Source organism: Ruegeria sp. CI5 (assembly GCF_056536885.1).
In genome coordinates this window covers 338,907-361,072 of sequence record NZ_JBQFQN010000004.1, presented here as the reverse complement: position 1 = coordinate 361,072, position 22,166 = coordinate 338,907, and the positions used below count along the sequence as shown (strand labels likewise).

Below are 22,166 nucleotides of genomic sequence, written 5' to 3'. Positions count from 1 at the left end.
TCCAACATCGTTCGCAGAGAGACCAAGACCATGGCAAAGTTGAAATGGGGCATGATCGGGGGCGGAGAAGGCAGCCAGATCGGACCCGCCCACCGTCTGGGCGCACAGGCCGACGGCCTGTTCGAATTCGCCGCCGGCGCGCTGGACCACCGGCCCGATGCGGGGCGCGCCTATGCGCAGCGGCTGGGTGTGCCCGCCGACCGCGCCTATGGCGACTGGCAGGAAATGCTGGCCGGCGAAAAGGACCGGCCCGACCGGATCGACCTTGTGACCATCGCCACCCCGAACGCGACCCATTTCGAGATCGCCAAGGCCTATCTTGAGGCCGGGTTCAACGTGCTGTGCGAAAAGCCGATGACCATGACCGTGGAAGAGGGCGAAGAGATCGTGCGCGTGGCCCGGGCCTCGGGCAGGATCTGCGCGGTCAACTACTGCTATTCGGCCTATCCGATGGTGCGGCAGGCCCGCGCCATGGTCCGCGCCGGAGAGATCGGCAAGGTGCGCCTGGTCGTCACCAATTTCAGCCACGGCCATCATGGGGATGCCACTGACGCGGACAATCCGCGCGTGCGCTGGCGCTATGATCCGGCCATGGCGGGCGTGTCGGGGCAATTCGCCGATTGCGGCATCCACGCGCTGCACATGGCCAGCTTCATTTGCGATGACGAGGTCGCGACGCTGTCGGCCGACATGGCCTCGACCATTCCCAGCCGCCAGCTGGAGGACGACGCCATGGTCAATTTCCGCATGGAGGGCGGCACCGTGGGCCGGTTGTGGACCTCGTCCGTGGCGATCGGGCGGCAGCACGGGTTCGATATCCAGGTGTTCGGCGAGACCGGCGGGCTGCGCTGGGCGTCCGAACATCCCAACCAGCTGATCTACACCCCGGTCGGTGGACGCACCCAGATCATCGAAAAGGGCGAGGGCGGCCTGCATGAAGACGCGATGCGTCTGTCGCGCGTGGCGATTGCCCATCCCGAAGGCTTTCCGCTGGCCGTGGCCAATATCTATTGCGATCTGGCCGACGCGATCCGGGGCGAACCGCGCGATGGGCTGCCCAACCCCGCCGATGGCGTCCGCTCGATTGCCGCGGTGCACGCGGCCGTGGCCTCGGCTCGGGCAGAGGGCGCCTGGCAGGACGCGCGCCCGCCGATGTTCCGCTGATCAGGGGCGGGGCCGCAACGTGCCCCGCTCGATCACCCGGCAGGGGAAAATCCGCGCCTCGGGGTAGCGATCGGGCGTCTTCAGCATCTCTTCGACCAGATCGACCGACGCGGTGATGATCTGCTTGATCGGCTGATGGATGGTCGTCAGGTTGATGTATTCCCAGCGCGACATCTCCATGTCGTTCAGGCCGATGATCCCGATGTCGGAACCCGGTTTCAGCCCGTGGTCGGCCAGCGCCGACAGCGCACCGATCGACAGGATGTCGTCGCCGCAGAAATAGGCCTGCGCCGGGTCACCCGCCAGCAGGCGCAGCATCTCGGCCCGGCCGGCCTCGAAGGAGTAGGCCCCGGCGAAAGAGTGGCTGACGGGAACCTGTGGGTGGTTTGCCATTTCCTCGGTAAAGCCCCGTTGCCGGTCCCGTGCCGAGGTCGCATCGATCGGCCCGCCCAGATAGCCCACGCTGGCATAGCCTCGCGAGACCAACTCGCGCGCGGCCATGCGTCCGCATTCCACATTGTCGATGCCCACCACATGCACCTCGGGCGAGGTCGCCGAGCGCCCGAAGGTGTGCACCACCGGCACGCCGGCATCGTGGAACGCCTTGGCAAAGCTGGGCGGCAAGGTCGACGAGGCGACGATCACCGCATCCACCGAATATTGCCGCAGCATGCGCACGGAATTGGCGGGCTCGGTCTCGTCGGTCAGGTTCACGATCAGGGGGCGCAGCCCGCGTTCCTGCAAGGCGCGGGTGAACTGGTCGAAAACCTCAAGAAAAATGGGGTTGTGGAAGTTGTTCGAGATCAGTCCGATCAGCTTGGTCCGCCCCGTCGTCAGCGACGAAGCCAGCGCGTTGGGGCTGTAGCCCAGTTCCTTGGCGGCCTTTTCGACCTTGGCGCGGGTCTTGGCCGAGACCGAGGCGCCCGGCGTGAAGGTGCGCGACACCGCTGACCGCGACACCCCGGCCAAGGCCGCAACTTCCTTCAGCGTAACGCCCACTTGCCTGGTCTCCTTCGTGAGGTCGATCGGGTCTGTTGAATGTCGCATCATTGCAAAAATGGTGCAATCGGTTGCAAGACATTTCCACCCCTGACGTCAGGTTCCAAAACGCTGCGGCCGTGATCCGACATTGTGATTCAATTTTCGTCAATATGACGGAAAAGTTGCCCGTTTCGTCAACTCGATTGCTGTGCCAGGACGGCGGCGCGGTCATACTGGAACCAGAGCAGAGGAGGAGGCGCACAATGAGTTGGAACGTCTGCGTCGTCGGGGCCGGAAAGATCGGACAGATGATCGCCGCCCTGTTGAAGAAATCGCACAATTATACCGTAACCGTGGCCGACCATGACCTGACGGCCTTGTCGGCGTTGAACAGGCAGGGCATCACCACCCGCCAGATCGACGCGGGCGACGAAGCCGGGCTGGCACAGGGGCTTGCGGGGTTCGATGCGGTGATCTCGGCCGCACCGTTTTTCCTGACGCCTGCCATCGCCAAGGCGGCCAAGGCCGCGGGTGCGCATTATTTCGACCTGACCGAGGATGTCGCCGCGACCAACGCCGTGCGCGAACTGGCCCGCGACAGCGGCACCGCCTTCATGCCGCAATGCGGATTGGCCCCGGGTTTCGTCGGCATAGCGGGAGCCGCACTGGCGGCCGACTTCGACACGCTGGACAGCCTGCACATGCGGGTGGGCGCGCTGCCGCTCTATCCGACCAATGCGCTGAAATACAATCTGACCTGGTCCACTGACGGACTGATCAACGAATACTGCAACCCCTGCGATGCCATCGTGAATGGCGAACGGGTCAAGACCGCGCCGCTCGAGGATTACGAGATCATCGGCCATGACGGTGTGGAATACGAATGCTTCAACACTTCGGGCGGCCTCGGCACCTTGCCCGAGACGCTGGCCGGCAAGGCGCGGGCGGTGTCCTATCGCTCGATCCGCTATCCCGGCCATCGCGACATCCTGAGGCTGCTGTTGACCGATCTGGGCCTGGGCCAGCGCCGCGACCTGTTGAAGGACATCTTTGAAACCGCGCTGCCGCGCACCGATCAGGATGTGGTTCTGGTCTATTGCACGGCCAAGGGCATGATCGACGGGGCCCTGCGCGAGAAATCCCTGATCAACAAATCCTTTGCCCGCACCATCGACGGCCAGGTCTGGAGCGCGATCCAGATCACCACCGCCGCCGGCGTTCTGGGCGTGGTCGACCTGATGCGCACCGGCGCGCTGCCCACCCAAGGCTTTGTCCGGCAAGAGCAGGTCGGGCTGGATGACTTCCTGAACACCGAATTCGGCCAGCTGTACCGCGCTGGCGAAGTGACCCCCCAGAACAAGGCGGCCTGAACATGAAAGACGTAGTCATGACTGCAGAACACACACTCGAAAAACTGGGCCTGACGGCGGCCGAGCTGACCAGCGGGACGCTGGAGGTCCGCTCGCCCATCGACGGCCGCTTCCTGGCGCGGGTGCATGAAACACCCGTTGCCGACATGGATGCGGTCTTTGCCCGCGCAACGGCGGCCTTCAAGGTCTGGCGCACCGTGCCCGCCCCGCGCCGGGGCGAGCTGATCCGCTTGCTGGGCGAGGAACTGCGCGCGGCCAAGGAGGACCTGGGCGCGCTGGTCAGCTGGGAGGCCGGCAAGATCACCTCGGAAGGTCTGGGCGAAGTGCAGGAGATGATCGACATCTGCGATTTTGCCGTGGGCCTGTCGCGGCAGCTGTATGGCCTGACCATCGCCTCGGAACGCCCCGGCCACCGGATGATGGAGACCTGGCACCCGGCCGGTCCGGTCGGCGTGATCTCGGCCTTCAACTTCCCGGTCGCAGTCTGGTCGTGGAACGCGGCGCTGGCGCTGGTCTGCGGCGATCCGGTGATCTGGAAACCGTCCGAGAAAACGCCCCTGACCGCGATGGCCTGTCAGAAGATCTTTGAAAAGGCCGTGGCCCGGTTCGGCGACGCGCCCGAGGGGCTGCTGCAACTGCTGATCGGCGGTGCCGATCTGGGCAAGGCGCTTGTGGCCAGCGAGGCGGTGCCGATCATTTCGGCCACCGGCTCGACCCGGATGGGCCGCGCGGTCGCACCGATCGTGGCGCAGCGGTTCGGCAAATGCATCCTGGAGCTGGGCGGCAACAACGCCATGATCGTGGGCCCCTCGGCCGATCTGGAAATGGCGGTGCGGGCCATCGTGTTCTCGGCCGTGGGCACCGCGGGTCAGCGCTGCACCTCGCTTCGGCGGCTGATCGTGCACAACTCGATCCGTGCCGATCTGGTTGCACGGCTGAAAAAGGCCTATGCCGGTCTGCCCATCGGTGACCCGCTGGCCGAAGGCACGCTGGTCGGGCCGCTGGTGGACGAGGCCTCGGGGCAGGCGATGGAGGCCGCGTTGAAGGCGGCCGAGGCCGAGGGCGGCACCGTCTTCGGCGGCAAGCGCGTGTCCGACGGCGTGCCCGAGGGCGGTGTCTACATGCAGCCCGCGATCGTCGAAATGCCGGGCCAGACCGAGATCGTAAAGACCGAAACCTTTGCGCCGATCCTCTATGTCATGGGCTATGACGGTTTCGACGAGGCGCTTGAGATGCAGAACGACGTGCCGCAGGGCCTGTCGTCTTGCGTGTTCACGCTGAACATGCGCGAGGCGGAACAGTTCCTGTCGCCCGCCGGGTCCGATTGCGGCATCGCCAACGTGAATATCGGCCCCTCGGGCGCCGAGATCGGTGGCGCGTTCGGCGGTGAGAAGGAAACCGGTGGCGGACGCGAAAGCGGTTCGGACGCCTGGAAGGGCTATATGCGGCGCCAGACGAACACCGTGAACTACTCGGCCGAATTGCCATTGGCGCAGGGCGTGAAGTTCGACATCTGAAAACCCGGCCCGGCGGCATAGTGCGGCCGGGCCAACACTTGCGTTCAGTCCGTGAACAGGTAGTCAAGCTGCATGATTGACTGGGCGGTTTCCTCCGAAACCCCAAGGAACCCCGCGATCGCGGCCACGTTCTCGGCCGGGTCAGCGGTTTCGCGCAATCGGAAGAACCTCTCGATCCCGGCACCGCGCAGCTGTTCGGATTCATAGGCCAGATCGCTGCGGATCGTCGGTAACAGGCGTTCGACGGTTGCGGCTGGGCTGTTTTCTCCGGCCAACCCGACCCTGTGGGCGTGGCCGACAAGATACGCGTCTGAATAAGTGCACTCGATTTCAAGCACATGGGTGCGCGCCTTGTCCGAGCAGAAATCCTGTACGATATCCAGACTGGCGGGATCGAGGCAGATCAGCAGCCGGTCGGCGCCGAAGTGATCGTACAGCATCCGGGTGACCGCCCTGCGATGCCGGGATCGTTTGACCAGCGTGGTCTCCAAGCCCCCAAGATCGGGCAGCGGGGCGGTTTCCTCGTTGAACAGGTACTCGATGCAGGGCAGGTTGGTCTCAGAGGCGATCTGGTCGATCAGCCGCTTGGCCACATGCCACTTCTTGCAGACGACCATGTACAGATCGCGATCGGCGCCCAGCGTGTTGGCGGTTTCCCAGAAGCGGGGTGCATACCGGCGTCCCACGCGGCCACGGCCGGTCAGAAATCCGTGCAGATTCCGACCCTCGTTCGAGATCTGGAACGCGACCCCTTCGCTGGCATAGAGCGCACCCAATTTCTGCTTCAGCAACTGCGCCTCGGGGCTGATCTTGCGGGCGAACAGGTAATCTTGGGTCAGCAGCAGGTCGTAGTGATCGTTGTAAAACGTCACCGGCATCCCGTAGTCCGAGAACATCAGGAAAGTCAGCGTACGGTTTTCGATTTCGATTTTCGGGATCAGGTGGCGCACGAGGGTCTGAAAGAACGTCTCGTCCGGAATCCAGGTGGTCGAGAAAAAACGGACCACGTCCCGGCGCTGGCGCAGGAAATCCAGGATCATCTCGATTGTCCGGCGGCGAAGGCACCACCACTGGCTGCCGATCATGATCTGGAGATCCTCCGGGATCTCGCGGGTCAGGCCGAGACGTTTCTGGGCCTCGTAGGCGGCATAGAACAGTTTGCTCTGCGTGCGTTCGTTGAAATAGTGGCGATAGATCAGCCGGTCTTCCTTCATGCCGGTCTTGATCCAGTCGCTTTCGAAAAAGTCGTGGCTTTCGATGAAATCCTTGTCGGTTTCATCCAGAAACCGATGCGCATATTCTGCGGTCTTTATCGCCATGCAGTCGCCCGACAGCATGTAGAAATGGGTCGCTCGCGGGAAGGCCTCGACCGCAGCTTGCACCGCGTTCAGTGTTGCCTGCACCAGCGACCATTCCCCCCAGCCACATTTGATCCGCCTGGCCGCGAAGGTCACATTGGGATTGCTTTTCAGGGCCGTCTGGATCCGGTCAAAGTCCTGTGCGGATGCGCTGGCATCGAAATGGATGGCCATGCAGTCCCCGGCGGCCGTCAGCCGTTCGGCCTGTGCGATAATCGCGTCAGGGTCTTTGTGACACAGCAGAATGTAGGCGATCTTGGCCATTGGCGTTGCATGAAGTCCGTTACTGCCCGGTTCCAACCGTGATACTGAGGATGAGCGATTGAATAAACAGAATATTTTTGCTTCTCTGGCGTCAAAAGCTGGCGCATCACCTTGAGACTCGGCCGGCTAAGGAGGCATGGCAGATGGGATTTCCCGGTACATGGATGACCGAAAGCGAAAGCATGGTCTATCGCGTCGTGCCCAAATGCGCCTGCTCGACCATCGGGCAGATCATGTATTACTCCGATCACGGTCGGTTCTTTGACGGCGATATCCACGACGCCAAAGACGGGATGCACAAATGGGCGTTTGACCACAGCCAGGATGTGATCTCGGCCAATGTGCGCGGACACAAGTCGTTCGCCTTCACCTGCGTGCGCAACCCTTATACGCGGATCCTCAGTTCGTTCTTCGACAAGATCTGCGGGATTCAGCGCAACGGGAAACGGTACCGGGGCAATCTGGTGCCGACGCTGATCTACAATTACGGGATCGAGGTCGGGGGCGAGGACGGCAAGGGCGAATTCGACCAGATCGCCAGTTTCCGCCGGTTTCTTCTGTTTGCCCGCGACACGATCCGTTGGCGGCGGCCAATGGACCCGGACATTCACTGGTCGGCCATGTCGGGGCATGTGTCGACCTTCATCGTGAATGGCGGGCGCTATGACCGGATATTCTGGACCGAGAAGTTCAACGAGGGCATGCAAGGCGTGCTGGACGCGCTGGAAACCCCGCATCCCGTGACCCTGTCCGAGATCCCGCGCTTCAACGAATCCGAGGGCCACGGCCCCAAACGTGCGCACCCGGTCGAGGACTATTTCGACGACCTGTCGATGCATCTGGTCTACGAAATCTACAAACAGGATTTCGAATTGTTCAAATACGATTTCGAGAACCCGGCCAACAAGATGCCGACAGGTGAAATCGACCTGGATGAGATTCACGCCAAGCTGGGTGATTGATCCCACAGGCAGGGGCGCTCCCGCCCATCGTCGATGTCTCTGGCGAGACATCTCCTCTGGTTGGGCCGGGCGCCGCGCACGGCGCGGCGCCCGGCCCAAGACTGACGGAGGCAGCGGCGCAGCCGATGGGTCCTGTCAGGCGCGGGAGCACTTCGGTTTCAGGTAACGAACCGGCCCGCATGAAGCAGGCTGGTAGTGTTCAAACCTGACGCACCGCGCCTTTTGCAGCGCTGGTCGCCAGCTTGGCATAGGCCTTCAGTGCCGTGGACACCTTGCGCTTGCGCGGTGCAGCGGGAACCCAGCCCTTTTCGTCCTGGACTTCCCTGCGGGCTGCCAGCTCTTCGTCGGACACGGCGAGGTGGATCGAGCGGTTGGGGATGTCGATTTCGATCGTGTCCCCGTTCTGCACCAGACCGATCTCACCGCCTTCGGCCGCCTCGGGCGAGACGTGCCCGATCGACAGACCCGAAGTGCCGCCCGAGAAGCGACCGTCGGTCAGCAGCGCGCAGGCTTTGCCCAGACCTTTGGATTTCAGGTACGAGGTCGGGTACAGCATCTCTTGCATACCAGGCCCGCCGCGTGGGCCTTCATACCGGATCACGACCACGTCGCCTTCCTTGACCTTGCCAGTCAGGATGTCGTTCACCGCCTGGTCCTGACTTTCGCAGACATAGGCGGTGCCGGTGAATTTCAGGATGTTCTCATCCACACCCGCGGTCTTCACGATGCAGCCGTCGCGCGCGATGTTGCCGAACAGAACGGCCAGACCGCCATCCTGACTGAACGCATGGTCCTTGGATCGGATCACGCCGTTTTCCCGGTCGGTGTCCAGTTCCTTGTAGCGGTTCGACTGGCTGAACGCCTGGGTCGTGCGCACGCCACCGGGGGCGGCCTTGAACAGATCTTGCGCTTTGGGGTTGTTGGTCACCGTGATGTCCCAGTTGGCGATGGCCTCGGCCATGCTGGCCGAATGCACCGTGCAGCAGTCGTCATGCAGCAGACCGGCGCGGCTCAACTCACCCAGGATCGAGAAGATGCCACCCGCGCGATGCACGTCCTCCATGTGGACGTTTTCGGTGTTGGGCGCGACCTTGCACAGGCAGGGCACCTTGCGGCTCAGCCGATCCATGTCGGACATGGTGAAATCCACCCCGCCCTCATGCGCGATGGCCAGCAGGTGCAGCACCGTGTTGGTCGAGCCGCCCATGGCGATGTCCAGGCTCATGGCGTTTTCGAAGGCCTCGAAGGTCGCGATCTCGCGCGGGAGGAAGCCTTTTTCGTTCAGCTCATAGTGGCGCTTGGTGATTTCGACGATGCGGCGGCCGGCCTCCAGGAACAGCTCCTTGCGGTCGGCATGGGTGGCTAGCGTCGAGCCATTGCCCGGCAGCGCCAGACCCAGCGCCTCGGCCAGGCAGTTCATCGAGTTCGCGGTGAACATGCCCGAGCACGATCCGCAGGTGGGGCAGGCGTTTTCTTCGATATGTTTGACCTGCTCGTCGGTGTATTTGTCATCGGCGGCGGCGACCATGGCATCGACCAGGTCGATCTTCTTCACATCCAGATCGGCGATGTCGATCTTGCCGGCCTCCATCGGCCCGCCCGAGACGAAGATGGCCGGGATGTTCAGGCGCATCGCTGCCATCAGCATGCCCGGGGTGATCTTGTCGCAGTTCGAGATGCAGACCATCGCATCGGCGCAGTGTGCGTTGACCATGTATTCGACGCTGTCGGCGATGATCTCGCGCGAGGGCAGCGAATACAGCATCCCGTCATGGCCCATGGCGATTCCGTCATCGACGGCGATGGTGTTGAACTCTTTGGCTACACCGCCGGCGGCCTCAACCTCGCGGGCGACCATCTGACCCAGATCCTTGAGGTGGACATGGCCCGGCACGAATTGCGTGAACGAGTTGACGATGGCGATGATCGGCTTGCCGAAATCGTCGTCGCCCATCCCGGTGGCGCGCCACAGGCCGCGGGCACCGGCCATGTTGCGGCCATGGGTCGAAGTTCTGGATCGGTACATTGGCATGATGCTGTTTCCCTTTTGCCCGGTTGCAAAACCGGGGGTGCGTGCGTTATAGCGCACGTAGCACATGTGCGTTATAACGCACAAGGTAAATCGCGGGACGTGGCCATGGAATCGGACGACATCACCCTGAAACTCAGAGACGTCCGGGCAGCATCGGGGCTGAGCCTGGCCAAAGCGGCCGAGTTGACCGGAGTCAGCAAAGCCATGTTGGGTCAGATCGAACGCGGCGAATCAAGCCCCACCATCGCGACGCTGTGGAAGATCGCCAAGGGGTTCCAGATGCCGCTGAGCGCGCTGATCGGAACCAGCGCCCTGCGCGATCCGGCGGATGCGGCCCGGTTCCGCACCGTGACCTTTCCGGGCAGTCTGAAGGTCAAGATCGTCTTTCCCTTCGACCCGGTTCTGGGGGCCGAGACCTTTCACGTCGAACTGGACCGCAACCAATGCCACGAATCCCCCGCCCATGCCGCCGGCGTGACCGAGGAAGTCTTTGTGCTGAGCGGCGCGCTCGAGGTGCTGCGGAACGGCGAATGGGTGCCGTTGAGCGCGGGCCAGGGGTTGCGCTTTTCGGCCGATCTGCCGCATGGCTATCGCGCCGGGCCCGAGGGCGCGGCGTTTCTGAACATGCATCACTACGGACACCGGTCCGCGACCGCCACGGCCGGTTGATACGGCAGAAGGAGATGACCCGATGACGGAATTCCTGAACGGCCTGACGCTGGCCGATGGCATCGGGTCCTTCGGGGCGCTGATCGTGGTCGCGGCCTATTTCGCCACCCAGATGCGGATGATGAATTCCGACGATCTGGCCTTTCCGGTCGTCAACCTGGTGGGGTCGGTTCTGATCGTCTATTCGCTGCTGCAGAACTTCAACCTGGCCTCGATGCTGATCGAAAGTTTCTGGATCGCCATCAGCTTGATCGGCATCATCCAGCATTTCCGCCTGCGACGGGCGCGATAGGGCCGCAGGGACCCGATCCAGCCTTGAACCCGCACCCTTGCGCGTATAGGGAAATCCCTGCGCGTAAAGGGGAGGCTTTGATGCTGGACGATCCAAAAACCCTGGTTTCCACCGAGTGGCTTGCCGCCCACCTCAAGGACCCGGATCTGCGGATCCTCGACGCCTCGTGGTACCTGCCGCAGCAGGGGCGCGACGCCCGCGCCGAATACGAGGCCGGACATATTCCTGGCGCGCGGTTCTTCGACATCGACGAGATCTCGGACCACCGCTCGGACCTGCCGCACATGGCGCCTCCGGTCGAGAAGTTCATGTCGCGCCTGCGGGCCATGGGCGTGGGCGACGGTCATCAGGTCGTGGTCTATGACGGCGCGGGCCTGTTTTCGGCCGCACGGGTCTGGTGGCTGTTCCGCCTTATGGGGCAGGAGAACATCGCCGTTCTGGACGGCGGCCTTCCCAAATGGGTCGCCGAAGGGCGCGAAATCGAGGATCTGCCCCCTGTCATCCGCGATCGCCACATGACCGTGCGCGTGCAGAACCAGCTGGTCCGCGACGTGACCCAGGTCTCAGCCGCCGCCAAGCTGGCCGATCACGAAATCATCGACGCCCGCGCCGCGGACCGTTTCGCCGGAACCCAGCCTGAACCGCGCGAAGGTTTGAGGGCAGGGCACATCCCCGGCTCGCGCAACGTGCCCTTCGGACAGTTGCTGAACCCCGATGGCACCATGAAATCGCCCGAGGACTGCCGCGCGGTGTTCGAAGCCGCAGGCGTCGATCTGTCGAAACCCGCCATCACCACCTGCGGGTCGGGTGTGACCGCCGCGATCCTCAGCCTTGCGCTCGAGCGCATGGGCAAGAAAGACCATTCGCTTTATGACGGCAGCTGGGCCGAATGGGGCGCCTTCCCGACCCTGCCCGTCGCAACCGGAGACTCCTGATGTTTGAAAACCTCAAGCCGCAGCCAGCCGACAAGATCCTGGCCCTGATGCAGATGTATCGCGAGGACCCGCGCGAACAGAAGATTGATCTGGGTGTCGGCGTCTACAAAAACGCCAATGGGGTGACCCCGGTGATGCGGGCGGTCAAGGCCGCCGAGCAGCGAATCTGGGAAGAGCAGGACTCAAAGGCCTATACCGGGCTGGCCGGTGATCCGGTCTATGCCGATGCGATGATCAGCCTGATCCTCGGCACCAGCGTGCCGCGCGCCAACATCGCCGCCGTGGCCACCCCGGGCGGCACCGGTGCCTGCCGGCAAGCGTTCGAGCTGATCCGCATGGCCAACCCCTCGGCCCGGGTGTTCGTGTCGAACCCGACCTGGCCGAACCACATCTCGATCCTGAACTACCTGGGCATCGAAACCGTCGCCTACCGCTATTTCGACGAGGAAACCCGTGGCGTCGATTTCGACGGCATGATCGAGGACCTCAAGACTGCCAAGGCGGGCGACGTCGTGTTGCTGCACGGCTGCTGCCACAACCCGACCGGCGCCAACCTGAACATGGTCCAGTGGCAAGAGGTGGTGAACCTGATCAACGACCGTGGTCTAGTGGCGATGATTGACATCGCCTATCAGGGCTTCGGCGACGGTCTGAGCGAGGATGCCCAGGCGACCCGGCTTGTCGCTGCGTCGGTCAAGGAATGCCTGATCGCGGCGTCCTGTTCGAAGAATTTCGGTGTCTACCGCGAGCGGACCGGCCTGCTGATGGCCGTCAGTGCCGATGCGGGCCAGACCGCGTTGAACCAGGGCACGCTGGCGTTTCTGAACCGCCAGAACTACTCATTCCCGCCGGATCACGGCGCGCGCGTGGTGACCGCGATCCTGATGGATGAGGGTCTGCGCGCCGACTGGATGGCCGAACTGGAGGAGGTTCGCCTGTCGATGCTGGGGCTGCGCCGCCAGCTGGCGGACGAGTTGCAGCAATTGAGCGGATCGGACCGGTTCGGCTTCCTGGCCCAGCATCGCGGCATGTTCTCGCGCTTGGGCGCCGCGCCCGAGCTGGTCGAGAAACTGCGGGTCGAGCACGGCATCTACATGGTCGGCGACAGCCGCATGAACATCGCCGGGTTGAACGAGGCCACCGTGCCGATCCTGGCCAAGGCCATCATCGACGTCGGCGTCTGAGATAAGGCATTTCAAAAAAGAAACCCGGGCACGAATGCCCGGGTTTTTTGTTTGGATTGAAGGGATCTCAGCCCTTCGAGAACTCGGGATAGGCTTCCATGCCCAGCTCACCCATGTCGAGGCCGTTGATCTCTTCTTCCTCGCCAACCCGCAGGCCGACGGTGGCCTTGAGGATCGAGAACAGGATGTAGCTGACCACGAAGACGAAGATCCCGATGGCCGCGAAGCCGATGATCTGGGTCACGAAGGACGCGTCGCCGTTGGTCCAGGCCACGATGAAGGTGCCCCAGAAGCCCGCGATCAGGTGAACCGGGATGGCGCCGACTACGTCGTCGATCTTCATCTTGTCCAGCAGCGGCACGGTGTAGACCACGATCACGCCACCGATGCCGCCGATGATCAGCGCCTGGAACAGCGACGGTGCCAGCGGTTCGGCGGTGATCGAGACCAGCCCGGCCAGCGCACCGTTCAGCACCATGGTCAGGTCGACCTTGCCGTACATCACCTGGGTCAGGATCAGGGCAGCGACGGCGCCGGCGGCTGCGGCCATGTTGGTGTTGGCGAAGATGCGGCTGATGTCAGCCATGTCGCCGATCGTGCCCATGGCCAGCTGCGAGCCGCCATTGAAGCCGAACCAACCCAGCCACAGGATGAACGTACCCAGGGTGGCAAGCGCCAGGTTCGAGCCGGGGATCGGAACGACCTTGCCGTCCTTGCTGTATTTGCCGATCCGGGGGCCCAGCACAATGGCACCGGCCAGCGCGGCAAAGCCACCTGCAGCATGCACCAGGGTCGAGCCCGCGAAGTCGCTGAAGCCCATTTCGGATAGCCAGCCGCCGCCCCACTGCCACGAGGCTTCGATCGGGTAGATGACACCGGTCAGGACGATCACGAAGATGAAGAAGGGCCACAGCTTGACCCGCTCGGCCATGGTGCCCGACACGATCGAGGCGGTGGTTGCACAGAACATCAGCTGGAAGAAGAAGTCCGAACCGACCGACGCATAGGAAAGATCGGTTTCGACACCATCAAGGCCGACCGGTTCCAGCGAGGTGGGCGAGAAGGCGCCCAGAATGCCGGTTATGGTCCAGCCGTCGCCCGGATACATCAGGTTGAAGCCGACCAGCCAGTACATGATGGCGGCAAAGGAAAACAGGCCGATGTTCTTGACCAACTGCATGGCCACGTTCTTGGAGCGCACCAGACCGGCCTCGAGCATTGCAAAACCCGCGGCCATCCAGAACACCAGGAAGCCGCCCATCAGGAACAGCAGCGAAGTCAGGATGTATTGCGTATGCTGCGCGGTTTCGCCGGTTGCGGCGGCCTCCTGCGCCAGGCCCATCTGCGGCAGCGCGACGATCGCGGCGGCAGGGATGAGTGATTTCATCAGGTTCATGTTCAGTCCTCGAATGATTGTCGGTCGCGGCGCCTTACAGCGCCTCCTCGTTGAGTTCCCCGGTCCGCACGCGCAGGGCCTGCTCGACATCGAGGACGAAAATCTTGCCGTCGCCGATCTTGCCGGTCTTGGCGGTTTTGGTGATGGTCTCGACGATCTGGTCGGTCATCGCGGCGGGCACCACGATTTCCAGCTTGATCTTGGGCACGAAGTTCACCGCGTATTCGGCGCCCCGATAGATTTCGGTGTGACCGGATTGCGAGCCGAAGCCCTTGATCTCGGTCACCATCATGCCGCGCACGCCCGCCTCGGTCAGTGCCTCGCGCACCTCCTCGAGCTTGAACGGCTTGATTGTCGCAATGATCAGTTTCACGTCTTTCCCCTCTTCTGTTCCGGTGGGTCCGGCTTTGCACCTGCAGAAAAAGAGCCCGACATGGCCGCTCAAGGAACGATTTCGGCAAAAAGACGCTGGGGAAGAGGGGCAAAGTTGCACATTTTTTGCACAAAAGCGGCAAAGTGATTAAAAAATACGCAAGTGTGAGAGGGAAATTCGCGCTATTTCACACCTCTACATGGGCGCGACAGCGCGGTATGGTGCCACAAAAGCAAAAACGGGCAGAGTTTGAGCATGACTGAGTCCAAGCGTCGAAAACCGCTGGTGGCGGACAAACGGTATCCGTCCGGAGGCCGCAAGACCTCGTCTGCCAAGCGGACGGCGAAACCGGCGGGCAAGAAGGCGACGGCGCGCAAGACCACGACCCGAAAGACCAGCCGCAAGCCCCGGCGCAAGCGTTCGGGAGGCGGGCAGGGCGGCTTCTTTCGCCGGCTGTTCCGCTGGATAGGGCGCCTGATCTGGGGGCTGACCTGGCGGGTGGGTGCGATAGCCGCTCTGCTGCTGGCGCTTGCCGTTGGGGTTGTCTACTCCACCTTGCCCGAGGTCGATGCCCTGCTGGACGGGCGCGCGCGCGGGTCGGTCACCCTGCTGGACCGGGACGGCAAGGTCTTTGCATGGCGGGGTGATCAGTTCGGCGGCGTTATCACCACCGACACCGTGTCGCCGCATCTGAAGAATGCGGTTGTCGCGACCGAGGACAAGCGGTTTTACCGTCACTTCGGCGTAAGCCCGCGCGGCATTGCCAGTGCGGTGAAGATCAACCTGTCCGAGGGGCGTGGCCCACTGTCGGGGCATGGCGGTTCGACCATCACCCAGCAAACGGCCAAGCTGCTGTGTCTGGGCGTGCCGTACGATCCGACCGAGTGGGAATCGGAAGCGGCGTACGAGGCTGACTGCCGTCAGGGGTCGCTGTGGCGCAAGGCCAAGGAAGCGATCTACGCGATGGCGATGGAGGTCAAATACTCCAAGGACGAGATCCTGACCATCTATCTGAACCGGGCGTTTCTTGGGGCCGGGGCCCGCGGGTTCGAGGCGGCCAGCCAGCGCTATTTCGGCAAGTCCGCAGCCGAGGTGGACCCGGCCGAGGCGGCGATGCTGGCGGGGCTGCTGGTTGCGCCCACACGCTATGCGCCCACCAACAACCTGCAACGCTCGCAGGACCGGGCCAAGGTGGTCATCAGCCTGATGGAGGATCAGGGTTACCTGACCACGTCACAGGCTACCGCGGCCCGCAACAACCCGGCTGAGCTGTCCGAGGCCGCCGCCGCCCGCGCTGGCGGGTATTTTGCCGACTGGGTCATGGCCAGCGGCCCCGAGTTCTTTACCCGCAACACCACCGAGGACGTGGTGATCAAGACCACGCTGGACCAGCGGATCCAGCAGGCGGCCGAAGCGGCGCTGAAACAGGTGTTCGACGAAAAGGTCAGTGAAGGCTCAAAAGCGCAGGCCGCGATCGTGGTGATGTCGGCCGATGGTGCGGTCCGGGCCATGGTGGGCGGACGCAAGACCAAGGTGTCGGGCGCGTTCAACCGTGCGACGCAGGCGCTGCGCCAGACCGGATCTTCGTTCAAACCCTTCGTCTATGCCACCGCGCTGGAACTGGGCTATTCGCCACTGGCCACGGTGGTGGACGAGCCCTATTGCATCGACATCCCGGGGTCCGGCCAGTGGTGCCCCAAGAACTATACCAACAAGTTCTACGGCCGCGTGACCCTGGCGGATGCGCTCAAGAACTCGCTGAACATCCCAGCCGTCAAGGTGGCCGAGGTTGCCGGGCTGGACAATGTGCGCACGGTGGCTAGCGGGTTCGGGATCGAAAGCGATCTGGCGGCGGGCCCTGCGCTGGCGCTGGGCGCCTCGGAAAGCACGCTGATCGAAATGACTGGCGCCTATGCCGGTATCCTGAATGGTGGCTCGTCCGTGGAGCCGTACGGCCTGACCGAGTTGAAACTGCTGGGTGATGATGCCCCGATGATGGTGACAACGACCGGGATTGGCGAGCGAGTGATCCGAGACGAAGCTGCCAAGCAACTGACCTGGATGATGGAACGCGTGGTATCCGAGGGAACTGGACAACGCGCCAAGTTGCCGGGATGGCAGGTTGCAGGCAAAACAGGCACGACCCAGGCCGCCCGGGATGCGTGGTTCATCGGCTTTACCGCGGACTATGTGGCCGGTGTCTGGATGGGCTATGACGACAACACACCGTTGTCGGGCGTGACCGGCGGTGGGCTGCCAGCCGAGATTTGGAAGGAAACCATGGTGCGGGTCACCGAAGGTATGACTCCGACCCCGCTGCCGATGCTGGCTCCGGCCGCTCCGGTCCAGACGACTCAGCAATCCCAGCCACGCCGCAGGCAGCAGGGTGGCTTTGCCAAGGCCGTCGACAGTCTGTTGAAGGATCTCTTTGGCGGCAATTAGACCGCAGATGATCAGACGGGCGGCGCTGGGCGCCGCCCGGATCGGTCGTTACAGGCTTTCGTCCAGCGCGGCGACGATCGCGTCGCCCATTTCGCTGGTCGAGACCGGCTGAACGCCTACTTCGGCCAACAGATCAGCCGTGCGGACACCATCGGCCAAAACCTTTTCGACCGCGGCTTCCAGGCGATCGGCCTCGGCGCCTTGGTCAAAGCTGTAGCGCAGCGCCATCGCAAAGCTGAGGATACAGGCGATCGGGTTGGCCTTGCCCTGGCCGGCGATGTCGGGCGCCGAGCCGTGGACGGGTTCATACAGCGCCTTGGGCCGGCCGTTGGCCATCGGCGCGCCCAGCGAGGCCGAAGGCAGCATGCCCAGCGAGCCGGTCAGCATCGCCGCGCAGTCCGACAGGATATCGCCGAACAGGTTGTCGGTCAGGATCACGTCGAACTGCTTGGGTGCGCGCACCAGCTGCATGGCGCCGTTGTCGGCATACATGTGGCTCAGCTCGACCTCGGGATAGTCCTGGCCCACGCGGGTCACCACCTCGCGCCACAGGATGCCCGATTCCATCACGTTGGCCTTTTCCATCGAGCACAGCTTCTTGTTGCGGCGCATCGCCAGTTCAAAGGCCGAACGCGCGGCGCGTTCGATCTCGGATTCGGTGTAGCGCTGGGTGTTGATGCCCACGCGCTCGTTGCCTTCCTCGAAAATGCCGCGCGGCTCGCCGAAATAGACGCCCGAGGTCAGTTCGCGCACGATCATGATATCGAGACCGGCAACCACGTCCTTTTTCAACGACGAGAAATCGGCCAGCGCGTCAAAGCACTGGGCCGGGCGCAGGTTCGAGTACAGGTCCATCTCCTTGCGCAGGCGCAGCAGGCCGCGCTCGGGCTTCACGCTGAAATCCAGATCGTCGTATTTCGGGCCGCCCACGGCGCCCAGCAGAACCGCGTCGACCTCTTGCGCCTTGGCCATCGTCTCGTCCGACAGGGGCTTGCCGTGCACGTCATAGGCGGCACCGCCGACCAGATCCTCGCTCACGTCGAATTCAAGGCCGCGCTTGGCGCCGAACCAGCCGATGATCTTGCGCACTTCGGCCATGACTTCGGGGCCAATTCCGTCTCCGGGCAGGATGAGGAGCGAGGGGTTGGACATGAACGGTCTCCTTGCGTTTTTCAGCATCGGGCCTAGCGTTTGCGGTGCATCTGGTCAATGAGGCGTTCTGGTCAAAATGCGCGGAATCAGGGCCGTACAGCGCGAAAAACGCCGCTGAACATGCGCCGGTCACCCGATCTGGGTCACAGGCTGGCTTTCAGCCCTTCTGCCAGCAGGTCCCAGACCCGGCGAATGCGCGGTGTCTGCCGCATGGCCTGCGGCGCAGCCAGCCAGACCGGCAGGACCGGGATGTCCACATCCAAGGGCAGAATTTCGACCGCAGGATCAGCCTCGGCCACTTGAACCTGGCTGAAACCGATGCCGCAACCCGCACGGATCAACTCCCAATAGGCGCTTTGAAGATCGCAACGGGTGGCAAAGTTTTCCTTGCTGGCAGGCCAACCCTTGGCCTGCATTTTCGAGATGATCAGGTCGTTGGAGTCGAAACCCACCAGGTCATGCTGAAACAACTCTTCGGGGGTGGTTGGCCGACCGGCGCGGTCCAGATACGACCGGGCTGCGCAGAAACACAACGGTACGTCGCCCAGATGACGGGTCACGATATCGACCTGCTCGGGGCGGTACATGCGAACCGCGATATCAGCTTCGCGGAACAGCAGGTTCTCGCTGGTGTCGGTGGCGACCAGTTCCAGCTGGATCGAAGGCTCTTGCCTGCGGATGTCCGCCAGAATGGACGGCAGGATATGGTGCGATGCGAAGACCGATGCGGTGATGCGGACCGTACCGCCCAGCTGTTGCGACTGCCCGGCGGCGGCCAGGCTCAGCTCACGCATGGCCGCGTGCATCTGTTGCGCCATCGGCAGCAATTGCTGGCCGGCCGCGCTGAGCTTGAGGCCTCGCGCATGGCGATCAAACAGCGACACGCCCAAATCAGTCTCAAGCGCCTGCACCTGGCGACCAAGCGTCGGCTGACTGCGCCCCAGTTCCCGCGCGGCCGCCGACAACGATCCCGTTTCCGCAACTGCCAGAAAGCTCTGCACCAAAGACCAATCAGAAAGTGCCAAGGTTTTATCCATGCGCAGATGAATACATGCTCTGCGTTTTTCGGCAATTCCCAAAGGTGCGTGAATGGATATCTTTTGTTCAACCGCCAGGGCTGACAGGAGGTCGAGATGACGGGAAGGGTGCTGATCCTGGGATCTTCGGGGCGTTTTGGCCGCAATGCCGCAGACGCGTTTCAAGCGGCCGGATGGACGGTGCGGGGATTTGACCGCGCGAGGGATGATCTGTCCACCGCCGCCAGAGGCACGGATGTCATCGTGAATGGCTGGAACCCGCCATACACCGAGTGGGCGCGGCAGGTGCCGGAGTTGCATGCTCAGGTCATCGGTGCGGCACAGGCAACCGGGGCGACCGTGATCGTGCCCGGGAACGTCTATGTTTTCGGGGCCGATACGCCCGGGCCGTGGGCGGCAGATACTCCGCATCTTGCAACCAACCCTCTTGGCCAGATTCGGATCCGGATGGAGGAGGCCTATCGGTCGTCGGGCGTGCGCACTGTGATACTGCGCGCCGGGGATTTCCTCGACACGCAAGCCTCTGGCAATTGGTTCGACCAGATCATGATCAAGCCGCTGGCCAAGGGGCGTTTCGTCTATCCCGGTGATCCTGACATTGCCCACGCCTGGGCCTACCTGCCCGATCTGGCCCGCGCTGCGGTTCTGTTGGCCGAGATGCGGCATGACTTGCCACGCTATTGCGACATTCCTTTTGCCGGATACACGCTGACCGGCCGGCAATTGGCACAGGCCTTGTCGGAAGTGACCGGGGCTCCGGTGCGCCTGAAGCAGATGAACTGGTGGCCAATTGTTCTGGCACAGCCGTTCTGGAAACTGGCCCCGCATCTGCTTGAGATGCGCTATCTGTGGGACACGCCGCACCGCTTGGATGGCTCGTTCTTCGATTCTTTGGTCAGCGATTTCGCATCCACGCCGCTGCACGAGGCTTTGAAAACCGCTGTGCTGTCCGTGTGGCATGATAGCCCGCGAACCACAGACGTGGATCGAGTTCAGGGCCTGTCATAGGCCCGGCCGCATGTCCGGGTGTGACAGGTCAACCCAAATCAGGCGATGTCGGCTGGCCTTGCGGGCCGCGGCAAGGGGCACGCCTTTGGCATCGGTCCAGTGGATACCGGCGTTTTCAACCACCCAGTCGACCGATGGCAGCAGATAGTCAACACGCCGTTCACCCACCGCCTTCCAAACTGCCGTTACAGCCGAGCCTGCGCCATCCACGGGTTGCGGATCCTGCAGGCTGGGGTGCTGTAACAGATCGCGGATGGCTTCATTGCGCCCCTCGCCCAGGTTCGGGTCGAGATTTGCGTCACCGGCAATGATGAAACGACTTTTCGGGGCTGGACCCAGCCCGCCGTCCAGCAACACCGACCACAGCCGGATCTCATCGCGATTGCGCAATCCGTTGCGATCCTCAGGCCCGTCGAAGACAGGAGGGGTGGCGTGAAAGGTCATCAGGTCCAGGCGGCCTTGAGGCGTCTCCACCGGAACGATCCAATGGGCGGTCGACGACAGACGCTGAACAGCGTGGGCCTGTTCGGACGGGAAAGGCAAATCGCCACGGGTGGGTAGCGTCGCGCCGGGCAGATCCTTCCACAGCAGCGCCGAGAGGTCACGAACCTCATCCTTTGCGATCGGATAACGGGACAGCACAGCCAGCCCGCCATTCCCGGTGAAACGGCCCCATCCCTGGGCGTCTCCGGGTCCGCCCCGTTCCCCGTCCCCGTCCAGATCAAGCGACGTCATCAGCCCCGAGTTGGGCTGACCAGCGAAGAGATGCGGGTAATCCAGCCCTGCCGCGCGCAACCGATCAGCCAGAGCGGACAGGGCCAGGTTGTCATGGTCCCAGTCGATGCCTTGCAGGGCCAGAACATCGGGGGCAGTGGCGGTCAGAACGTCGATCACGGCCTGCACCTGGGGATCATCACGCCGAATATCCCGCAGCAGCAGGCCCGGACCTTTCCGGCCGAGCTCAGCATTGAAGCTGGCAACGCGCACTGGCTCTGCCTGCGCCACAAACGGCAGCAACAGCAGAACAAGAATACGGATCATGCGGTTTGGGTCGTCTCGGCGGTCGAGTAGGCGCGGCGTTTTTCCACGATCAGCCCGGCAATGCGCAGGGTTGCCATCCCGCGCATGATCATGCTGGCCGGCAGGAAGGCCCACGCGCTCATGGTCCAGATCAACGTCTGCGGATTGGACAACGACAGCGGATCAATGAAATCCGTGAGCAGCTTGATCAGGGCCGGAATCAGGAACGGCAGGAGAACGCCGACCGAAATGTTCAACCGACCGTCGCGCTGCAGGCGAGTCACCACGTCTCCACCCTTGGTGGGGTCGAACAGGGGCAGGTTGGTCCAGACATTGAATGCCCCATTGCCAGTGGGCCATCCACGCAGTTTGACCGCATAGGCAAAGCTGGCGATCGTGACCAAAGCGGCGACATAGGCGACACTTGCCGTGATGCGTACCAACTCGACCAGGGGTTGGCTCGCGTCAGCAGGCAGCATCAACACCACCAGGCGGACAGGTGAATAGGGGAAGTCGACGACATTCGCGACGGCCAGACCGACCGAATACACGGTGCTGGTCAGTTCCGTCGGCGCATAGGCGTTCTTGCAGATCAAGGTCAGAAACGAGATCATCGACATCAGGCCGACAAAGCGCAGTCTGTTCACGGGCGGCGCATCGCGGAATTCGATAAAGCTGGGAAAAGCCGAGTTGTATTCGGCGAATGTCAGAATGAATGCCAGGATTGCCAGAAAGACAACGATCTCGGTCCCGTTGGACGTAGATGCGGGCAGATACAATGCGGGTGTCAGCACCAGAAGTGCCACCAACAATCCCCGTATCGCAGCCCCTGTTGTGCGAGCAATCACTATCCGAACCCTTTCCAAACCGGACCAGTCGATTCTTTGCCGACTTGGTTCCAACTTGATGCCCGCCAATCTCGATATTTGGCGGATGCCCCTTTAGCGCCATCATTGGCGATAAGCGGCATTTCGCTCAAGCCGAGGTGCAGAAAACACGTGATTTCGGGC

At 62.9% G+C, this 22,166-nt stretch carries 19 protein-coding genes; 10 read left to right on the top strand and 9 right to left on the bottom strand.

What is annotated here, in order from left to right:
- The first annotated feature begins 30 nt into the window (after positions 1-30).
- A complete protein-coding gene (locus tag ACR0BA_RS14570) occupies positions 31-1,164 on the top strand; it encodes a Gfo/Idh/MocA family protein (RefSeq protein ID WP_480728598.1) in 1,134 nt (377 codons plus the stop codon).
- Here the strand turns inward: ACR0BA_RS14570 and ACR0BA_RS14565 are convergent, their stop codons facing one another.
- The gene (locus ACR0BA_RS14565) at positions 1,165-2,163 is read right to left on the bottom strand and encodes a LacI family DNA-binding transcriptional regulator (protein WP_170343223.1); all 999 of its coding nucleotides are present in this window, start codon (positions 2,161-2,163) and stop codon (positions 1,165-1,167) included.
- Positions 2,164-2,408: 245 nt separating this feature from the next.
- On the opposite strand from ACR0BA_RS14565, the gene ACR0BA_RS14560 reads away from it, so the two are divergent.
- A complete protein-coding gene (locus tag ACR0BA_RS14560; protein ID WP_480728596.1) occupies positions 2,409-3,515 on the top strand; it encodes a saccharopine dehydrogenase family protein in 1,107 nt (368 codons plus the stop codon).
- Between the two features lie 17 nt (positions 3,516-3,532).
- A complete protein-coding gene (gene amaB / locus ACR0BA_RS14555; protein WP_480728646.1) occupies positions 3,533-5,032 on the top strand; it encodes an L-piperidine-6-carboxylate dehydrogenase in 1,500 nt (499 codons plus the stop codon).
- A 44-nt stretch (positions 5,033-5,076) separates the two neighbouring features.
- On the opposite strand, the gene ACR0BA_RS14550 is transcribed toward amaB, so the two are convergent.
- Positions 5,077-6,654 (bottom strand): DUF5928 domain-containing protein, encoded by a 1,578-nt coding sequence (locus ACR0BA_RS14550; RefSeq protein WP_480728594.1) that lies wholly within the window; start codon positions 6,652-6,654, stop codon positions 5,077-5,079.
- A 143-nt stretch (positions 6,655-6,797) separates the two neighbouring features.
- On the opposite strand from ACR0BA_RS14550, the gene ACR0BA_RS14545 reads away from it, so the two are divergent.
- Complete coding sequence (locus ACR0BA_RS14545) at positions 6,798-7,616, top strand: sulfotransferase family protein (protein ID WP_170342537.1); 819 nt, start codon at positions 6,798-6,800, stop codon at positions 7,614-7,616.
- A gap of 199 nt (positions 7,617-7,815) precedes the next feature.
- Here the strand turns inward: ACR0BA_RS14545 and ilvD are convergent, their stop codons facing one another.
- Positions 7,816-9,648 carry a dihydroxy-acid dehydratase gene (gene ilvD / locus ACR0BA_RS14540; protein ID WP_480728592.1) on the bottom strand — a complete coding sequence of 611 codons (1,833 nt, stop codon included), beginning with the start codon at positions 9,646-9,648 and terminating at the stop codon, positions 7,816-7,818.
- Between the two features lie 105 nt (positions 9,649-9,753).
- Here ilvD and ACR0BA_RS14535 point away from each other — a divergent pair, with 105 nt between their 5' ends.
- From ACR0BA_RS14535 to ACR0BA_RS14520, 4 genes are all read left to right on the top strand, one after another.
- Positions 9,754-10,317 (top strand): helix-turn-helix domain-containing protein, encoded by a 564-nt coding sequence (locus ACR0BA_RS14535; protein WP_480728590.1) that lies wholly within the window; start codon positions 9,754-9,756, stop codon positions 10,315-10,317.
- 22 nt (positions 10,318-10,339) lie between these two features.
- A complete protein-coding gene (locus ACR0BA_RS14530) occupies positions 10,340-10,609 on the top strand; it encodes a CBU_0592 family membrane protein (RefSeq protein WP_170342531.1) in 270 nt (89 codons plus the stop codon).
- 80 nt (positions 10,610-10,689) lie between these two features.
- Positions 10,690-11,544 (top strand): 3-mercaptopyruvate sulfurtransferase, encoded by an 855-nt coding sequence (gene sseA / locus ACR0BA_RS14525; RefSeq protein WP_170541306.1) that lies wholly within the window; start codon positions 10,690-10,692, stop codon positions 11,542-11,544.
- A complete protein-coding gene (locus ACR0BA_RS14520; RefSeq protein ID WP_480728588.1) occupies positions 11,544-12,728 on the top strand; it encodes an amino acid aminotransferase in 1,185 nt (394 codons plus the stop codon). Before sseA ends, ACR0BA_RS14520 begins: the two co-directional genes overlap by 1 nt.
- A 67-nt stretch (positions 12,729-12,795) precedes the next feature.
- On the opposite strand, the gene ACR0BA_RS14515 is transcribed toward ACR0BA_RS14520, so the two are convergent.
- The gene (locus tag ACR0BA_RS14515) at positions 12,796-14,124 is read right to left on the bottom strand and encodes an ammonium transporter (protein WP_093963690.1); all 1,329 of its coding nucleotides are present in this window, start codon (positions 14,122-14,124) and stop codon (positions 12,796-12,798) included.
- Positions 14,125-14,158: 34 nt separating this feature from the next.
- Positions 14,159-14,497, bottom strand: coding sequence for a P-II family nitrogen regulator (locus ACR0BA_RS14510; RefSeq protein ID WP_093963790.1), 339 nt, complete (start codon positions 14,495-14,497; stop codon positions 14,159-14,161).
- Positions 14,498-14,752: 255 nt separating this feature from the next.
- Between ACR0BA_RS14510 and ACR0BA_RS14505 the strand changes: the two genes are divergently transcribed.
- Positions 14,753-16,939 (top strand): transglycosylase domain-containing protein, encoded by a 2,187-nt coding sequence (locus ACR0BA_RS14505; RefSeq protein ID WP_170407095.1) that lies wholly within the window; start codon positions 14,753-14,755, stop codon positions 16,937-16,939.
- Positions 16,940-16,987: 48 nt separating this feature from the next.
- On the opposite strand, the gene leuB is transcribed toward ACR0BA_RS14505, so the two are convergent.
- Together leuB and ACR0BA_RS14495 are read right to left on the bottom strand one after the other, a co-directional pair.
- Positions 16,988-18,091, bottom strand: coding sequence for a 3-isopropylmalate dehydrogenase (leuB, locus tag ACR0BA_RS14500; RefSeq protein ID WP_480728585.1), 1,104 nt, complete (start codon positions 18,089-18,091; stop codon positions 16,988-16,990).
- Between the two features lie 143 nt (positions 18,092-18,234).
- Entirely contained in the window at positions 18,235-19,128 is an 894-nt protein-coding gene (locus ACR0BA_RS14495; protein ID WP_480728583.1) for a LysR family transcriptional regulator, read from the bottom strand.
- A gap of 96 nt (positions 19,129-19,224) precedes the next feature.
- Between ACR0BA_RS14495 and ACR0BA_RS14490 the strand changes: the two genes are divergently transcribed.
- Positions 19,225-20,136, top strand: a complete 912-nt coding sequence (locus ACR0BA_RS14490; protein ID WP_480728582.1) for a Rossmann-fold NAD(P)-binding domain-containing protein — start codon at positions 19,225-19,227, stop codon at positions 20,134-20,136.
- Here ACR0BA_RS14490 and ACR0BA_RS14485 read toward each other — a convergent pair.
- Both ACR0BA_RS14485 and ACR0BA_RS14480 read right to left on the bottom strand, forming a co-directional pair.
- Positions 20,131-21,177, bottom strand: coding sequence for an endonuclease/exonuclease/phosphatase family protein (locus tag ACR0BA_RS14485; RefSeq protein ID WP_480728580.1), 1,047 nt, complete (start codon positions 21,175-21,177; stop codon positions 20,131-20,133). The two genes, ACR0BA_RS14490 and ACR0BA_RS14485, sit on opposite strands and share 6 nt — an antisense overlap.
- On the bottom strand, positions 21,174-22,004 hold the full coding sequence (locus ACR0BA_RS14480) for a hypothetical protein (protein ID WP_093963685.1): 831 nt from the start codon (positions 22,002-22,004) through the stop codon (positions 21,174-21,176). Before ACR0BA_RS14480 ends, ACR0BA_RS14485 begins: the two co-directional genes overlap by 4 nt.
- Positions 22,005-22,166: the final 162 nt, after the last annotated feature.

What these genes read in the sequence shown, in the direction of transcription:
- ACR0BA_RS14530 (WP_170342531.1), top strand. Translation starts at nt 10,340, where the DNA reads ATGACGGAATTCCTGAACGGCCTGACGCTGGCCGATGGCATCGGGTCC.
- ACR0BA_RS14495 (WP_480728583.1), bottom strand. Translation starts at nt 19,128, where the DNA reads ATGGATAAAACCTTGGCACTTTCTGATTGGTCTTTGGTGCAGAGCTTT.
- ACR0BA_RS14570 (WP_480728598.1), top strand. Translation starts at nt 31, where the DNA reads ATGGCAAAGTTGAAATGGGGCATGATCGGGGGCGGAGAAGGCAGCCAG.
- ACR0BA_RS14535 (WP_480728590.1), top strand. Translation starts at nt 9,754, where the DNA reads ATGGAATCGGACGACATCACCCTGAAACTCAGAGACGTCCGGGCAGCA.
- ACR0BA_RS14520 (WP_480728588.1), top strand. Translation starts at nt 11,544, where the DNA reads ATGTTTGAAAACCTCAAGCCGCAGCCAGCCGACAAGATCCTGGCCCTG.
- ilvD (WP_480728592.1), bottom strand. Translation starts at nt 9,648, where the DNA reads ATGCCAATGTACCGATCCAGAACTTCGACCCATGGCCGCAACATGGCC.
- leuB (WP_480728585.1), bottom strand. Translation starts at nt 18,091, where the DNA reads ATGTCCAACCCCTCGCTCCTCATCCTGCCCGGAGACGGAATTGGCCCC.
- ACR0BA_RS14490 (WP_480728582.1), top strand. Translation starts at nt 19,225, where the DNA reads ATGACGGGAAGGGTGCTGATCCTGGGATCTTCGGGGCGTTTTGGCCGC.
- ACR0BA_RS14545 (WP_170342537.1), top strand. Translation starts at nt 6,798, where the DNA reads ATGGGATTTCCCGGTACATGGATGACCGAAAGCGAAAGCATGGTCTAT.
- sseA (WP_170541306.1), top strand. Translation starts at nt 10,690, where the DNA reads ATGCTGGACGATCCAAAAACCCTGGTTTCCACCGAGTGGCTTGCCGCC.
- ACR0BA_RS14560 (WP_480728596.1), top strand. Translation starts at nt 2,409, where the DNA reads ATGAGTTGGAACGTCTGCGTCGTCGGGGCCGGAAAGATCGGACAGATG.
- ACR0BA_RS14485 (WP_480728580.1), bottom strand. Translation starts at nt 21,177, where the DNA reads ATGATCCGTATTCTTGTTCTGCTGTTGCTGCCGTTTGTGGCGCAGGCA.
- ACR0BA_RS14515 (WP_093963690.1), bottom strand. Translation starts at nt 14,124, where the DNA reads ATGAACCTGATGAAATCACTCATCCCTGCCGCCGCGATCGTCGCGCTG.
- ACR0BA_RS14550 (WP_480728594.1), bottom strand. Translation starts at nt 6,654, where the DNA reads ATGGCCAAGATCGCCTACATTCTGCTGTGTCACAAAGACCCTGACGCG.
- ACR0BA_RS14505 (WP_170407095.1), top strand. Translation starts at nt 14,753, where the DNA reads ATGACTGAGTCCAAGCGTCGAAAACCGCTGGTGGCGGACAAACGGTAT.
- amaB (WP_480728646.1), top strand. Translation starts at nt 3,533, where the DNA reads ATGACTGCAGAACACACACTCGAAAAACTGGGCCTGACGGCGGCCGAG.